This window comes from Enteractinococcus helveticum (genome assembly GCF_020742345.1).
Taxonomy (GTDB): Bacteria; Actinomycetota; Actinomycetes; order Actinomycetales; family Micrococcaceae; genus Yaniella; species Yaniella helvetica_A.
Genome location: NZ_DYXC01000144.1, coordinates 1 through 14453, shown reverse-complemented (window position 1 = coordinate 14453; position 14453 = coordinate 1). Strand labels below are relative to the sequence as shown.

Annotated in this window: 15 protein-coding genes and 3 tRNA genes; 7 read left to right on the top strand and 11 right to left on the bottom strand. The window is 55.6% G+C overall.

Annotated elements, in window-relative coordinates; all coding sequences use genetic code 11:
- Positions 1 to 40 precede the first annotated feature (40 nt).
- A tRNA-Ser gene (locus K8V32_RS12685) sits at positions 41 to 131 on the top strand.
- A 404-nt stretch (positions 132 to 535) separates the two neighbouring features.
- Positions 536 to 850, top strand: coding sequence for an XRE family transcriptional regulator (locus K8V32_RS12680; protein ID WP_303908107.1), 315 nt, complete (start codon positions 536 to 538; stop codon positions 848 to 850).
- A gap of 76 nt (positions 851 to 926) precedes the next feature.
- On the opposite strand, the gene K8V32_RS12675 is transcribed toward K8V32_RS12680, so the two are convergent.
- Both K8V32_RS12675 and K8V32_RS12670 read right to left on the bottom strand, forming a co-directional pair.
- Positions 927 to 1634, bottom strand: a complete 708-nt coding sequence (locus K8V32_RS12675; protein WP_303908104.1) for a hypothetical protein — start codon at positions 1632 to 1634, stop codon at positions 927 to 929.
- 24 nt (positions 1635 to 1658) lie between these two features.
- Positions 1659 to 2927 carry an MFS transporter gene (locus tag K8V32_RS12670; RefSeq protein ID WP_303908101.1) on the bottom strand — a complete coding sequence of 423 codons (1269 nt, stop codon included), beginning with the start codon at positions 2925 to 2927 and terminating at the stop codon, positions 1659 to 1661.
- A gap of 103 nt (positions 2928 to 3030) precedes the next feature.
- Between K8V32_RS12670 and K8V32_RS12665 the strand changes: the two genes are divergently transcribed.
- On the top strand, positions 3031 to 4443 hold the full coding sequence (locus K8V32_RS12665) for a phosphomannomutase/phosphoglucomutase (protein WP_303908115.1): 1413 nt from the start codon (positions 3031 to 3033) through the stop codon (positions 4441 to 4443).
- Here the strand turns inward: K8V32_RS12665 and K8V32_RS12660 are convergent.
- Entirely contained in the window at positions 4440 to 6515 is a 2076-nt protein-coding gene (locus tag K8V32_RS12660) for a RecQ family ATP-dependent DNA helicase (protein WP_303908098.1), read from the bottom strand. The two genes, K8V32_RS12665 and K8V32_RS12660, sit on opposite strands and share 4 nt — an antisense overlap.
- A gap of 62 nt (positions 6516 to 6577) precedes the next feature.
- Positions 6578 to 8425 carry a phosphoenolpyruvate carboxykinase (GTP) gene (locus K8V32_RS12655; RefSeq protein ID WP_303908095.1) on the bottom strand — a complete coding sequence of 616 codons (1848 nt, stop codon included), beginning with the start codon at positions 8423 to 8425 and terminating at the stop codon, positions 6578 to 6580.
- A 385-nt stretch (positions 8426 to 8810) separates the two neighbouring features.
- Here K8V32_RS12655 and K8V32_RS12650 point away from each other — a divergent pair.
- Positions 8811 to 8884: transfer RNA gene (locus tag K8V32_RS12650), tRNA-Arg, on the top strand.
- A gap of 186 nt (positions 8885 to 9070) precedes the next feature.
- Complete coding sequence (locus K8V32_RS12645; protein WP_303908092.1) at positions 9071 to 9232, top strand: hypothetical protein; 162 nt, start codon at positions 9071 to 9073, stop codon at positions 9230 to 9232.
- Here the strand turns inward: K8V32_RS12645 and K8V32_RS12640 are convergent.
- The 7 genes from K8V32_RS12640 to upp all read right to left on the bottom strand — a co-directional run bounded on the left by K8V32_RS12640 (position 9229) and on the right by upp (position 13787).
- Entirely contained in the window at positions 9229 to 9750 is a 522-nt protein-coding gene (locus K8V32_RS12640; protein WP_303908113.1) for a SixA phosphatase family protein, read from the bottom strand. The genes K8V32_RS12645 and K8V32_RS12640 overlap by 4 nt on opposite strands.
- Entirely contained in the window at positions 9743 to 10069 is a 327-nt protein-coding gene (locus K8V32_RS12635; RefSeq protein ID WP_303908089.1) for a GNAT family N-acetyltransferase, read from the bottom strand. Before K8V32_RS12635 ends, K8V32_RS12640 begins: the two co-directional genes overlap by 8 nt.
- Position 10070: 1 nt before the next feature.
- Positions 10071 to 10421 (bottom strand): GNAT family N-acetyltransferase, encoded by a 351-nt coding sequence (locus K8V32_RS12630; RefSeq protein ID WP_303908086.1) that lies wholly within the window; start codon positions 10419 to 10421, stop codon positions 10071 to 10073.
- Positions 10418 to 11572, bottom strand: a complete 1155-nt coding sequence (locus K8V32_RS12625) for a pirin family protein (RefSeq protein ID WP_303908083.1) — start codon at positions 11570 to 11572, stop codon at positions 10418 to 10420. Before K8V32_RS12625 ends, K8V32_RS12630 begins: the two co-directional genes overlap by 4 nt.
- Positions 11569 to 12072 carry a carboxymuconolactone decarboxylase family protein gene (locus K8V32_RS12620; protein ID WP_303908080.1) on the bottom strand — a complete coding sequence of 168 codons (504 nt, stop codon included), beginning with the start codon at positions 12070 to 12072 and terminating at the stop codon, positions 11569 to 11571. Before K8V32_RS12620 ends, K8V32_RS12625 begins: the two co-directional genes overlap by 4 nt.
- Before the next feature lie 90 nt (positions 12073 to 12162).
- Complete coding sequence (locus K8V32_RS12615; protein WP_043056719.1) at positions 12163 to 12921, bottom strand: winged helix-turn-helix domain-containing protein; 759 nt, start codon at positions 12919 to 12921, stop codon at positions 12163 to 12165.
- 230 nt (positions 12922 to 13151) lie between these two features.
- On the bottom strand, positions 13152 to 13787 hold the full coding sequence (gene upp / locus K8V32_RS12610; RefSeq protein WP_303908073.1) for a uracil phosphoribosyltransferase: 636 nt from the start codon (positions 13785 to 13787) through the stop codon (positions 13152 to 13154).
- A gap of 89 nt (positions 13788 to 13876) precedes the next feature.
- Between upp and K8V32_RS12605 the strand changes: the two genes are divergently transcribed.
- Both K8V32_RS12605 and K8V32_RS12600 read left to right on the top strand, forming a co-directional pair.
- On the top strand, positions 13877 to 14314 hold the full coding sequence (locus K8V32_RS12605) for a nucleoside deaminase (protein WP_303908110.1): 438 nt from the start codon (positions 13877 to 13879) through the stop codon (positions 14312 to 14314).
- A 50-nt stretch (positions 14315 to 14364) separates the two neighbouring features.
- Positions 14365 to 14452, top strand: a tRNA-Ser gene (locus tag K8V32_RS12600).
- Position 14453: the final 1 nt, after the last annotated feature.

Here is a 14453-nt window from a genome sequence, read left to right as displayed (position 1 = left end):
TAAGAGGGTTATTTGAGCGCACTTTGCCGTTCAATAACCTGGAGGCGTGCCAGAGAGGCCGATTGGACTTCACTGCTAATGAAGGGTCTGTGTAACGCGGACCGGGGGTTCGAATCCCCCCGCCTCCGCCAGTTCTGCCCCGGAAACAAGCCAAAGTTTCCGGGGCTGTCCCCATTCTTCCAAAAAATGTGACCAATCGAGCTAGTGGTCTCGACGCGTGGTATCAATCCAAACTGTGCCCCAAGTTCTGCGGCGTACTGGACTGTTCCTAAGTGGTAGTGCCATAGCCGCGCAGCGTGACCTTCGGCTAGGACTCTTTTAAAGGCCATTATTTTCACTTTGTATACATTTCCTGGTTGATACTAAAAATGCTGCTCCGGGGAATCGTCAAATGCTTGGTCAAAAGCTGCGGCCCTAGATGACAAACTGTCATGTCAGTTTGGCTTCGGACTACTATGGAAGGTGATACCAAAGTCATTCATCCCTTGCACTCGGCTGAATGACCTCGATCAGTAGATAGATGGGAACGAAAAATATGACACAGCACGATGTTTTCAATTCTGCCCTCGCGCGAGCTGGTCGGGCACTCGTCGGTATTTCGACTTGGTATATCGCAGACGAGACCGGTATTGAACGCAGCCAGATTCGCAAGTTTGAGCGCGGCATCATCAACCTTCCCGATGATAGTAAGCAGGCTATCAAGGATGTGCTGATTGAACACGGGGCGCTATTCCTGCCCGATTCTGAAGCCGGCGGTTACGGTGTTCGTCTGAAGCACTCGTCGGCAAAGACTCGTCAGCTTGATCGCTGGGAAGCAGAAGGCGGCCCAGTCGCCGAGGACGACGTCTAAACATGTTTTCATAGCAAAACGCGCCTTAGAAAATGGATTCTAAGGCGCGTTTTTCGTTCGGTTGAAGATATGTTGGTTAGTCTTTGCCCTCATCGTCAGCAGCATGAATTTGCTGGACAATAATTTTGATGAGGTCCTGAGCTTCGCGCAGTTCCAGTGCGGTGTGCTCGGTAAGCGTTTCAGCTGCGTCGTCGAAGTGTTCGTCACGAACCATGGCCTCAATCTGGTCGCGAATCCACGGTGCCAGGTCCTCCGATGACAAGGAGATGGTTTCGTCGCCACGATGAATTTGGATCTCGAAACGCTGCGGTTTTGGCAGCTCAGCAGCTTCATTGAGCCAATCGGTGGGAACCGTTAGATCGGTGATTTGTTGATCGGCTGCGTTATCATCTGGGATGAATGGATCTGTTCCGGCAACATCTTCCAGTGGCGCTTGCACGCTGTGTTCCTGAGGGAACTGGTAGAGCGCTTGGACGTCTACGAAAGCTTCGATGCGACCGACGCCTGTGGCTCGATGATAGATTTCGGCGGCTTGAGCTAATTGGCCCACGGCTAGATACCGGTACACCTTGTTATGGGTGTCTTCATCCAGGCGCGCGGCAGCAGCCACCGCACCTTCTTCAGACATCCGGTCAAATAGTGCAGGTGATTTGCCCCGGGGGCTTGCTGGCGACTTCGCATTGGTGGTGCTGGTTGCTCCAACGGAACGGCCTAATATAACAATAAGGCCCCACACCAATAGCGCTGAAACCACAAGCAACAGCAGTGGGATAATGAACTCCATGCCGCCTATTGTACTGTCAAGTGCCTAGCTGTGAGTTGAGTTCGGCTCTTGGGCCGCATTAATTCGCGGTTGGACAACAAAAAAGTACAACAATGCAGTAACGGCCAGCGCTACCGTCGTCAACCCTACGGTCATCAGCACGGTTCCAGACCAGCCGAAGTGTCGCAGGAAGATGCCACCAAGCCATCCGAAGATAGATGAGCCTGCGTAGTAGCACAAGTTATATAGCGACGTAGATTGTGCCCGACCGCCTTCAGCGGCAGCACCTGCCCACCCGGAGGCCACCGAGTGGGCACCAAAGAATGCTCCTGTGAAGACCAGTACACCGATCAGCAGTACCCAAATGTTGGGAACCAAGGTCAGCAGCATTGCCGCGATCATCGTGGCGCTCAGCGCCATCAGCACCCGAGAGGGACGATACCTAGCAGCCATCCGTCCGGCCCACGGGGAGCTGACAGTCCCCGTGAGGTAGGCCAGAAACACCAGAGACACCACGGATACTGGAAGATTGAAAGGATCATCGACCAGATAGAACCCTAAGAAATTATATACTGCGACAAATCCGCCCATGAGCAGCATGCCTTGCAGATACATAACGACCAGCACCGGGGAACGCAGATTCGTAGTGATGGCGGTGATGGCTTGGCGGATCGACGTCGTCGTGGGGTCAAATTTCTTGGCTGTGGGAGTCAGGAAGAGAAAACACACGGCTGAGGCAATGGCGACTCCGAGTACAGCACCCATGCCGAACCGCCAGTGGTACCATTCGCCGATGGGTGCGGCAACAATCCGGCCCAGCAGTCCACCAAGGACTGTCCCGGCGATGAAGGTGCCGGCGGATTGTCCCGCAGACGCCGGGTGGACTTCTTCGTTGAGATAGGCCATCGCTAGCGCGGGCACGCCACCGAGTGCAACGCCTTCAAGAATTCGAAAGCCCAGTATGAAGCCGAAGGTTGGGGCCAGTGTTGCTCCGAGGCCAAACAGGCTGGCTGCAATAATGGAAATGGTCATGGCGGGTTTTCGGCCTAACCGGTCCCCGACAAAGGACCATGGGATAACAGCTGCCGCAAGTCCGATGGTGGAGGCTGAAATGAGTAGTGCCGCCTGGTCAGCGGTAACCTGCAGGTCCGTGGCGATGAGCGGGAGCAGGCCCTGTGGTGAATAGAGTTGGGCAAAGGTCGCTACCCCGGCGAAGAAGAGCCCGGTGATTAGTCGCCGAAATCCCGCAGTTTTGGGAGCGTGTCCCATCCACAGTTGCCCAGTGTGTGCGTCGGGATTGATCGGCGGGTGCATGGTTACCTTTCGTCGTCGTGATGCTCATTGTGCACCATCTGTGGTTCGGGGATGGTATTTCTATTCTGGTGGTGGTTTCGGGTTAGACTCAGCAATTGTGAAGATTGCTTTTGACCATCCTGCTGTGGACCTTTCTGAAAGTTTCAAAGCCTACGACGTTCGTGGCATTGAAAACATCACCATCAACGCCGATGTGGCGCTGGCGGTGGGCTTCGCCTTTGTCGAAGTCACCGGCGCAACCGAGGTGTTAGTGGGCGGTGATATGCGACCGTCGTCCCAAGAATATCTCGAGGCTTTCACCCGGGGCGTCACGGCAGCTGGCGCCGACGTCGTACAACTGGGCCTGATCTCCACCGATATGTTGTATCACGCCTCCGGTGTGCTAAATGCCCCGGGCGTGGTATTCACGGCCTCGCATAATCCGGCCGGGTACAACGGCATGAAAATGACGCGTGCCGGGGCAGTGCCGATTTCATCAGATAGCGGTCTTGCCGATATTCAACGGTTGGCTCAAGGATATTTGAATTTGGGATTCCTTGAGGCCGTTGAGCGTCCCGGTGACGTAGTGCAGCGCAACACTTTGACAGAATACGCCCAATATTTGCGCTCGCTGGTTGATTTGTCAGCCATCCGGCCGTTGAAAATTGTGGTTGATGCCGGCAATGGTATGGCCGGGTATACCACGCCTGCAGTCTTGGGCGATGAGGTGTTGGCGTCTTTACCAATTGACATTATTCCGTTGTATTTCGAGCTGGATGGCACGTTCCCGAATCACCCCGCCAACCCGATTGAACCAGCAAATCTGGTGGATCTGCAGGCTGCGGTCCGCGAGCATGACGCCGATCTTGGGTTGGCTTTTGACGGCGACGCTGACCGGTGCTTTGTGGTCGATGAGCAGGGCGAACCGATCTCGCCGTCGGCTATCACTGCGATGGTCGCGGTACGTGAGATTGCTCGAGCGAAAGCTGCCGGGGAGGCTACACCGGTTATTATTTACAATCTCATCACGTCGCGGATTGTGCCGGAGGTTGTCGCGAAGGCTGGTGGCCGGGCCATTAAAACCCGTGTGGGGCATTCCTTCATCAAGGCCTACATGGCCGAGCACTGCGCGGTGTTTGGTGGCGAACACTCTGCTCACTATTATTTCCGTGATTTCTTCAATGCCGATACCGGGATGCTTGCAGCAATGCACGTGCTGGCTATGCTGGGCACCGAGAACGCTCCGGCCTCAGAACTGGCAAGGCAGTATTCCCCGTATGTGGCTTCTGGGGAGATTAACTCACAGGTTGATGACCAGGCGGCAACGATTGCCACCGTGCTGGCCGAATTCGATCCTGGAGTGGAAGTTGAGGTTTCGACCTTGGACGGCACGACTGTGGCAGCCGCTGACGGCACGTGGTGGTTCAATATCCGTCCGTCAAATACGGAGCCACTGCTGCGGTTTAATGCCGAGGCACCGGATACTGCAACCATGGAATGGTTACGTGATTCCGTGCTGGGCATTATTCGGTCTTAGCTTGTTCCCAGCGTCAAAGGCAAGATGCCTTGGGCCCCGGCTTCGCGCAGTCGAACCGCAGCAACGGTCAGCGACCATTTGGTGTTCGCGAAGTCATCGACGAGTAACACCGGGCCGGGTTCTGGCGCCGTTGCCAGCATCTGGCGAAGCGGCTGAGGCACACTGTAGCGCTCGATAACCTGAGCTAGTCTGAATGCACTGTTTGTCGCTGGGTTCTCCACGGGTCCGTTCCAAACCAATTCGCCCAGATAGGGCAGCTGTCCGATCTGTGAGATCGCCTGTGCTAGCGAGTTCACTAACTGCGGTCGCATCGGCGAGGGCATGGACACCACCGCGATGGGACGCTGCGCCCAGTTCCAGTCGGTAAGCACTTCGACGACAGCTTTCACCAACGCCTGGCTGATCGGGGCATCCGGGGTGGCAGGATCCTGGAGGGCACGTAACGTTCCTCCCCAGCCCAGATCGGTGAGTCGCGCAAGTGCTCGACCGGTTTCGGCCTGCAAACTAATTTTGCCTTTCAACTCGACCCCGAGATTTGGCATCCCGGTAGGCCACATGCGTCGTGGGGCAATCTCAACACCGGGTCGCGACAACACCTGGCTTGCTTGTCCTCGAGCTTCAGCAGATATTTCGAGCTGGTGCCATGAACCCACACAATTATCACAGCGACCACAATTGGCGGCGTATGGATCATCCAGGGTTTCTGATAGGAAACGCATACGACATTGCTTGGTGCGCTGGTATTGGATCATGAGGTCTTGTTCCGCTACTCGTTGGGCTGCGACATGCTCATAGCGTTGCGTGTCATAGACCCATGGTTCGCCGGTGGCCTGCCAGCCACCCTTGGTCCGGATCATCACGTCATCCACGGCCAAGATCTTCAATAACAGTTCAAGCCGAGAAACAGACAGGTCGACCCGGGCGGATAGCGCTGGTACTGAAAGCGGTGCCGAGGCGACTTGGAGCACCTGATGGGCGATGTCCGCATTTGGCATTGAGGCGGTTGCGAAATACTCCCAGATCCGTTGGTCTTCATGTCCGGGCAACAGGACTGCTTCGGCGTGTTCGGTGCCACGCCCGGCGCGTCCAATGTGCTGGTAGTACGACACCGGTGACGACGGTGCTCCAAAGTGCACAACAAAGCCTAAGTCGGGTTTATCGAATCCCATCCCCAGGGCAGAGGTTGCCACCAGGGCTTTGACTTGATTGTCTTTCAGGGCTGCTTCCAGCTCGCTGCGCTCTTCCACTGCGGTAGCGCCGGTATAGGCGGCTACGTTGTGCCCGGCGGCCTGTAGGGCTTGGGCGATGTCTTCGGCTGCTGACACGGTCAGCGTGTAAATAATGCCAGAAGATTCAAAGTCATTCAGGTGATCGATCAGCCATCCGATACGTGTGGCGGCATCCGCAACCGGTAGCACCGACAATCGCAGCGAGGATCTCGCCAGCGGTCCGCGGGTGACAAAGACATTGTTGCCGAGTTGTTCAATGACATCTTCGACCACACGTTGGTTCGCGGTCGCCGTCGTGGCGAGGATGGGAGTATTGGGGAGCCGCTCAATGACGGCACCAATGCGTCGGTAGTCTGGACGGAAGTCATGACCCCAATCAGAAATACAGTGCGCTTCATCGATGACTAACAGTCCTAGCCGCTCGGTGAGATCCGGTAACTGAGTATCGCGAAAGACCGGGTTGTTGAGTCGCTCTGGAGAGATCAGGAGGACGTCGATCTCGTTGCGTGCCAAACGCTGGGAGATCTCATCCCAGGCGGCAGCGTTGGTTGAGTTGATGGACTCAGCTACGATTCCGGCTCGTTGTGCTGCGGCGACCTGATCGGCCATGAGCGCCAGGAGCGGTGAGATGATCAACGTGGGGCCGTGACCCTGTTTGCGTAACAAGGCGGTGGCGACAAAATAGACGGCAGATTTGCCCCAGCCGGTGCGTTGTACAACCAGTCCCCGCCGACGATCGGCAACGATGGCCTCAATCGCTTCGTATTGTCCGTCGTGGAAGGTTGCCGGTTTTCCCACGAGTTCGGATAGGACCTGGGTTGCATCATCGTATAAGGAAGCCATGTCTGTTAACCTAATCAACCGGGCCTGCGAATGCAGACCCGGTTGACCATGTTGGGGAAATCTTAGTTCTTTAGACCAAGACGTTTCTTGAGACCTTCGAGTTCTTCGGTCATGGCTGCTGGCAGCTTGTCACCGAATTTCGTGAACCATTCTTCGATCATTGGGATCTCGTCGTGCCATTCTTCAGCCACGAACTGGATTGAGTTGATCAGGTTATCTTTGGAGATATCCAGACCGGTCAAATCCAGTGCATCTTCGGTTGGGACGACACCGATTGGTGTTTCGGTACCTTGGCCCTGGCCTTCAAGACGTTCGACAACCCATTTGAGAACGCGTGAGTTTTCGCCGAAGCCGGGCCAGGAGAATTTGCCTGCGTCGTTGCGACGGAACCAGTTGACCAGGAAGATTTTCGGCATATTTGCTTCACCGATTTTGTCTTCCATGTCTAACCAGTTTTGCACGTAGTCACCGGCGGCATAACCAATGAATGGCAGCATGGCCATGGGGTCGCGACGGACAACACCGACGGTACCTTCCGCAGCCGCGGTTTGTGCGGAAGACAAGGTTGCTCCCTTAAAGACGCCGTCCTGCCATGAGCGGGCTTCCGTAACCAGCGGGATAGCGTTGTCACGACGACCGCCAAAGAGGATGGCGTCGAGTTTGATGCCGTCTGGGCTGTAGTATTCTTCGGCCAGCATGTCGGTCTGGTCGATCGGCGTGCAGAACCGGGAGTTCGGGTGGGCGGCCGGAGTCGCAGATTCCGGTGTCCATTCGTTACCCAACCAGTCGGTGAGCTTGGCTGGTTTTTCTTTGGTCAAACCTTCCCACCAGACGCCACCTTCTGGAGTCAGGGCGACGTTGGTGAAGATGGTGTTGCCTTTGCTGATGGCGCGCATTGCGTTGGGGTTGGTGTGCCAACCGGTGCCTGGTGCAACGCCGAAGAAACCGTATTCTGGGTTGACGACGCGCAGTTCGTTGTCGTCATTTGGTGTGATCCAAGCGATGTCGTCACCAAGGGTCTCAGCTGTCCACCCGTCGAGGGTCGGATCGATCAGCGCCAAGTTGGTTTTACCCGTTGCTGATGGGAAGGCTCCGGTGATCGTGTAGGACTTACCTTCTGGGCTGGTGAGCTTCAAGATGAGCATGTGCTCAGCCATCCAGCCTTCATCACGTGCCATTGCTGAGGCGATGCGTAACGAGTAGGCCTTCTTGCCGAGCAGGGCGTTACCGCCGTAGCCGGAACCGTAGGAAACAATGGAGCGTTCTTCTGGGAAGTGCACGATCCATTTGGTGTCATTGGATGGCCAGGGCACGTCTTCTTGGCCCTCTTCTAGTGGTGCACCTACGGAGTGCAGCGCTGGGACGAAGAACGCATCGGTTTCTTCAATCTTCCGCAGAACATCACTACCAACGAGTGCCATGATGCGCATGGACAGGACAACATATGGGCTGTCGGTGATTTCCACGCCGAATTTTGGATTCTTAGCATCCAGTGGACCCATGACAAATGGGACGACGTACATTGTGCGGCCGCGCATGGCGCCGTCGAAAGCCTCGTTGAGGATGGCTTTCATCTCGGATGGGTCTTTCCAGTTATTGGTAAAACCCGCGTCTTCTTCTTTTTCAGAGCAGATAAACGTCCGCGACTCTACTCGCGCAACATCGGCGGGATCAGAGAAAGCCGCATAAGAGTTCGGAAACTGCGGGTCCGTGAGACGAACCAGTGAACCAGCATCGACCATTTCTTGTGCGATGCGATCGTATTCTTCTTGCGAACCATTCACCCAATAGACAGAGTCCGGTTGGGTCAGCTCCGCTGTTTCTTTGACCCATTCCAAAAGTGATTTGTGTTTGGTGGGTGCGGTGTCCTCGATCTGTGCAGCCAGACCAGAGGCGGCGTTTTCAACCATGTGGATCCTTTTTCGTATCGACTTACCAACCGCAGCATGACAATACCAGCACGTCGTCGTGCTGCGAACCGTTCCGGTCGGAACGAGAGTCTATGTCGCATACTTTAGCAGCCTGTTTCCAGGCAACGGGCAAGATGATTCATCCAAACTTCGCCCAGAGACAATATTCCTGTCACCTTAACAGGTAAAGGTGACCAACAACACTATATTCTGCGACAGTTATGTCCCATTATGGCGGAATCCCGGGCTTTTTGCGATCATTCAATATCGCAGTGGTGGCTTTTTCCACGTTACTTTTCACCCGGAACACACAATTGTGGAGATGAGCGCCAAATCGATTTTGCATTTTCAAGAACTCGGAGTATAGTTATATCTCGTTGCTTCAGCGCCCTTAGCTCAGCTGGATAGAGCGTCTGTCTACGGAACAGAAGGTCAGGGGTTCGAATCCCTTAGGGCGCGCTTAGAACTTTCGCATTATCGTGCGGATCCTCGGCCCTTGAGATCATTTGCAGAAAAGATCTCAGGGGCTTTTCGTTTCTCCCAAACGGTTCTCGCCACATGGGTCGCTTACGCCGCACCATGACCGTTTGATGTGCCGTGTGATTTTGCCTGGTGAGACGTCGGTTGATTTCTGGAGGTTACATCATGGCGTGGCAACGGGTAGTCCTGGGTGTGGCCATTATTACCCTATCGGTCACGATGTTTGTGCCATTGCCGTTGTGGGCGGCTGTGGTGTGTATCAGCGTGGCAACACTTGCCGCACTGTTTGTGATCTTGCACATGGTGTTCAGTCGGCCCCGGAGCTAACGCGGGACGACGAAGTGTGTCATTTTGGCGTCCCGACCGTCGAGACTAGCCCACTGTCCTGGCACCTCAAAGACCATGAGCCCGAGCGTGGGATATCGTTCGGCCATCTCAATGACTGCGTGTTCTTCGGAATCCACGGATGCCAAACGCATGCCCAGTTCCTGAACCCAGGGCATGTGCCCCACCAGCATGAGCGTGCGGACTTGTTCTTCGACCTCGTTGACAACTGCTAGCACTCGCGAGGCCGGTGCCATATATAGTCGGGAGTCTAGGTAAGGGGTTGGAGCCTTGTCACCGAGTTCGCTTATGACCCACGTGGTCGTCTGACGGGTTCGGACCGCATCGGAGGTGATGATGGCGTCAGGATAGATGCCTTGTTCGACCAGCCAACGACCAGCTGCTGGTGCTTCCTGGTTGCCGCGTTGGGCAAGCGGTCGTTCGTGATCTGGCACGGGTGGGTATGCTGCTTTGCCGTGGCGCAGGACGATAAGCCGTTTGTGGTCGCTTCGATCAGTCAGCAACGAAATGCTCCCCCGCTGGCTCGTCACGGTACTTCAGGTATGCCCCGTCGTCATACTCACGCATCCATTGGGCCACGTACGGACAGATCGGTACGACCCGATAACCCTCTTGGATTGTGATATCCATCGAGTATTTTGTCAGTCGTCCAGCCAGGCCAACGTGCCGGTGGTCGGGCCGAACGTGAATGCTAGGGAATATGCGTTGTTTGGTCCCTTCAGCACCTTGGACGTCTCGATAGAGGTTCCGGGCGATCACGTCGCCGTCGTCATAGACACCAAAGGATTCCTCATCACGGAACCAGCGTGGTTCGGTCATATCAGCCTTTCTGGGGAAAGTGTTCTGGTCGCGGCGTGTCGAGGGCCTGTTCATAGCGTGAATCACCGTGCTTTTCGAGCCACGATTTCACATACGGACAGACCGCGACAATGCGATATCCTTCGTCGAGGGCCTTATCGAGTGTGTATTGCACAACTTTTCCGGCCAGTCCTTGACCCCGATAGTCTTCATCGGTGTGTGTCGAAATAAATACGCGCTGTTTGATACCTTCGGCGGTGACATGGTCGGCGTAATATTCGCGGGCGGCAATGTTGTCCGTATCGTCGACAATCATACCGGTAAGGCCTTCTTCTTCAACGAATTTCGGGTTGTCTACGGTTGGGGTGGTCATCGGTCCTCCTGCGGCTTGCGGCGGGCAGCGGTTGGTGGATTTTGACGGGGTTTCATGGGCAGTGTAGGCAATGCCGGCGCCGGCAGGGGTGGGGGTTCGTCTGGCGGGAATTGTCCGTATTGCGGGAAGCTTGTGCCATCTGGGTAGACGCTGGGTAAAAGCTCATCAAGCAGTGGACCCGCGATGGCGGTATCGAGGTCATGGCCTACCAGTGGTGATCCCTCGGCTGGCGGTTCGAACCCCATTTCTGCTTGGTAGCGCTGGCGCCACCGTGCGATCTCATGGTGGGATCGGCCAACGAAGTTCCACCACATCACGATATCTTCGTTGAGGGGTTCACCACCAACAAGCATCACCCTGATGGGGTGTTCACCGCAGCTTAGCTGCAGTTGTGTGACACCGGTGCCGAGATATCCCAGGTGGTTTTCTTCGATTAACGCGCCATTGAAATTTGCGGTGCATTCGACAGCTAACAGGCCGTGCTCATGCTCGGCGGGCACGTCGATATTCAGCGTGGTGTGCGGTTCAAGTCGAATCTCTGCAGCACAGAGCGGACTGTAGGTTTCGACCGGTGAGGTTGAACCCAGCAGGGAGCCGATGGCGACTTTGGCCTCCCAACCATCCCCGGTGACCGTTTCGGGACGGTACTGGTCCAGGTGTGGTTCCGTGAAGCGGTGTTCTTCTGGGAAGGCGTACCACAACTGCACTCCGTGCAAGATCGTGGTGTCGGAGGTCGAATGTTCGGAGTGTGTAATGCCGAATCCGGCACTCATGAGGTTAACTTCTCCGGGTCGCACTAGCGCCCAGTTTCCTGCGGAGTCGATATGGTCGATGCGACCCTCAAATAGCCAGGACACGGTGGCCAGCCCAGTGTGTGGGTGTCGGGCTACCCGCATACCGCCGGATCGTGCGACGTCGTCGGGTCCAAAGTAGTCCAAGAAGCACCAGGCGCCGATCAATGAGCGGGCGCGCTGTGGGATCGTGCGCTGGACCGTCATGGCTCGTGGTCCGCCCAGTGGTACTGCGCGGGGTTCCAGAACTTCCACGATGTAATCGGTGCCGTATTTTTCTGCAAAGCCTGGTGCAAGGCCCTCGGCCTGCTCGGGCATGTTGTAGTCGATCAGTTCTGGATTAGGGTCTAGATTTGTCACGGCGTATCCTTTAGCGCCGCCTGGGTCTCTTTTGAAGGTTGCACAGGGTGGTGGGAAAGGATTGAGACGCGATTGGTCAGGTTCATAGCCATGGCCAGCCAATGTACTGCCGCGTATTGCGCTTCAGTCAGGTTGGTAGAAGAAATCAGCTGGGCTGCTTGGACCGAATCGATATCACGAATCTGGGTGACCTGCTCGGCCAGCTGCAGCGCGGCTCGTTCGGTTTTGGTATAGAGGTTTTCGGCTTCCCACCAGGCAGCTAAGGCGCCGAGTCGTTGGGAAGAAACGCCTGCTTTAACGGCGTAACGGGTGTGCAATGCTAAGCAATATGCACACCCGTTGATTTGGGAAACTCGCAGGTTGACCAGTTCGATCAGCTGGTCGCTCAGTCCGGCTGCCCGCGCGTCCTCCCCCACCACTTTGACGAATGCTCTGACGGCCTTCCATGCCTCAGGATTTGATTTGTCGAGATAGAACTGTAGGGGGTCACGGCTGGCCATGTGGTTGCTCCTTTCAAAGCTTCTGCTTTGCCAAGTCTAGCCGTATCAGACCGAACTCGGCAGGGCGAAGTCTTCAGAACAACCGGCCGTCTAGATGGAATATTCCGGCGCAGCCCAGACAACAACCTCTGGATGCTCATAGAAACGGTAGCCTTGTCCGCGTACCGTACGTACGGTACCTGACAGGCGACCAAGTTTGGCGCGCAGGCGACGAATATGGACGTCGATGGTGCGCTCGTTAGGGACTTCTTCGGTGTCGTCCCACAGGGTTTCTAGCAACTCTTCACGGTTGACGGTACGACCACCGTTTTCAACCAGATAGTTGAGCAACTCGAATTCTTTATATGTCAGATTCAATGGTTCACCGTCAAGCAGCACTTCACGGCGGGCCAGATCAATCAGCACGCCGGGCTGGCGAGTGGATACTGGAGCCGGAGCTGCAGCCAGTTCTGGAGAGATCGCCTGCTGAATTGTTGGATCTGCGGTGACTTGACGAACGACGTCAAGGTCGTCACCGGCAACATTTGCCGGGGCGATAGCCACTGCGGCGTATGAATCAGCGCCAGGAACCAACGTCTCAACGTAGTGGCGCAATTCGTTGGCCAGTCGAGTCAGGGAGGTGCCGGCTGCCAGTGCAGCCTGTTCATCCATACCAACGTAGAGCACGAAACCACGTGCTTCAGTCTCCATATGGACCGGTGCTGCGGCACCATTTTCTGAAGGTTGTTCTGAAGGAACGGCATGCAGCCTGTTCTGATCCGCCTCCCGATAGGCCCTTACTCGTTCTGCTCGGCGTTGTGCATTACGAACCGAGATGTGAACGTAACCTTGCTGGGGCGCGCTTGTCATAGAGTCATTCCTTCAACAAACTAAACGGTGGTGACCACCGACGACGCTTGAGCCTAACCTGACTCAAGCCGGTATCTGCTACCCCAACATTGACGCGTAACAGTCTCGTAACGCAAACGCGCACCCCACATTTATCTCACTATTTGGACTTTTGGGGCGTTTTTGTGAGGAAACTCACTCGTAATATTCGAATTCTTGGCACCGAACGTATCCATACACCTGTATAAGGACTAGTCCGCTACACCATAAAGTCGGTCACCGGCATCGCCCAGACCCGGCACAATGTAGGCATTGTCGTCCAAGTGATCATCAATGGCTGCAACGTAGAGATTCATGTCAATATCGTTGAGATGCTCTTGCAGGTATTGCAGTCCCTCGGGGGCTGCCAGCAAACAAATCGCCGACACTTGTCGTGCATTGCGCTTATACAAGAAGCGACAGGCTTCGGCCAGTGTGCCACCCGTTGCCAGCATCGGATCTAGTAAGAATACATGTCGCCCGGTGAGGTCTTTTGGCAAGCGTTCAGCGTAGGTAACAATGTTCAACGTTTCGTCATCACGGATCATGCCCAAGAAGCCAACTTCGGCCGTCGGCGCCATACGAACCATGCCGTCCAGCATCCCCAACCCTGCCCGCAAAATCGGTACAACCAATGGGCGAGGTTTGGCGATTTCCTTGCCGGTCGTTGCGGTCACCGGAGTTTGGATATCGACGTCAACCACTGCAAGATCCCGTGTCGCCTCGTATGCCAATAACATGACAAGCTCTTCGGTAACCTGACGGAAAATCATCGACGGCGTGTCCTTTTTCCGAAGGACCGTCAGTTTATGTGCCAGCAATGGGTGATCGATGTGATGAACATGCATGCGCTCAGTTTAGCTTGATCGCCTAGGCTAAACCTGTGTCCACTTCTACTGCTACACCGCTGCCTGACGACGCCGTCCTGGCCTCCTGGATGCGTCAGGCTCTTCGTGCCGCACAGACAGCAGCTGCCACTGACGACGTCCCTATCGGAGCCGCCATCTTCTCCCCCGATGGCCGACTGGTTTCCACTGGGGTGAATGCGACCCGCCAATCCGGCGATCCAACCAAACACGCTGAAATGATTGCCATCGCCAACGCCGTAAAAGCATTGAATGACTCAGAATGGGAGCTTGCCGACTGCACGCTTGCGGTGACGATCGAGCCATGTTCAATGTGTGCCGGAGCAATCGTGTTGTCACGACTCCCCCGCGTGGTCTTTGGCGCCTGGGAACCAAAAACGGGAGCAGCCGGGTCTGTGCTTGATGTTTTAAGGGAGCCCCGACTCAACCACCAGGTCGAAGTCGTTGCCGGGGTTTTGGCAGATGAGTGCGGCGAACTGTTGCGCCACTTCTTTGCAAGCAAACGATAATTTTAGTTTTCATGGCCCCATCGGGTATACTTGGTCGGGTGTAAACACACGGTAGCGTGTCCGAGCGGCCGAAGGTGAAGCACTCGAAATGCTTTGTACGGCAACCCCGTACCGAGGGTTCAAATCCCTCCGCTACCGC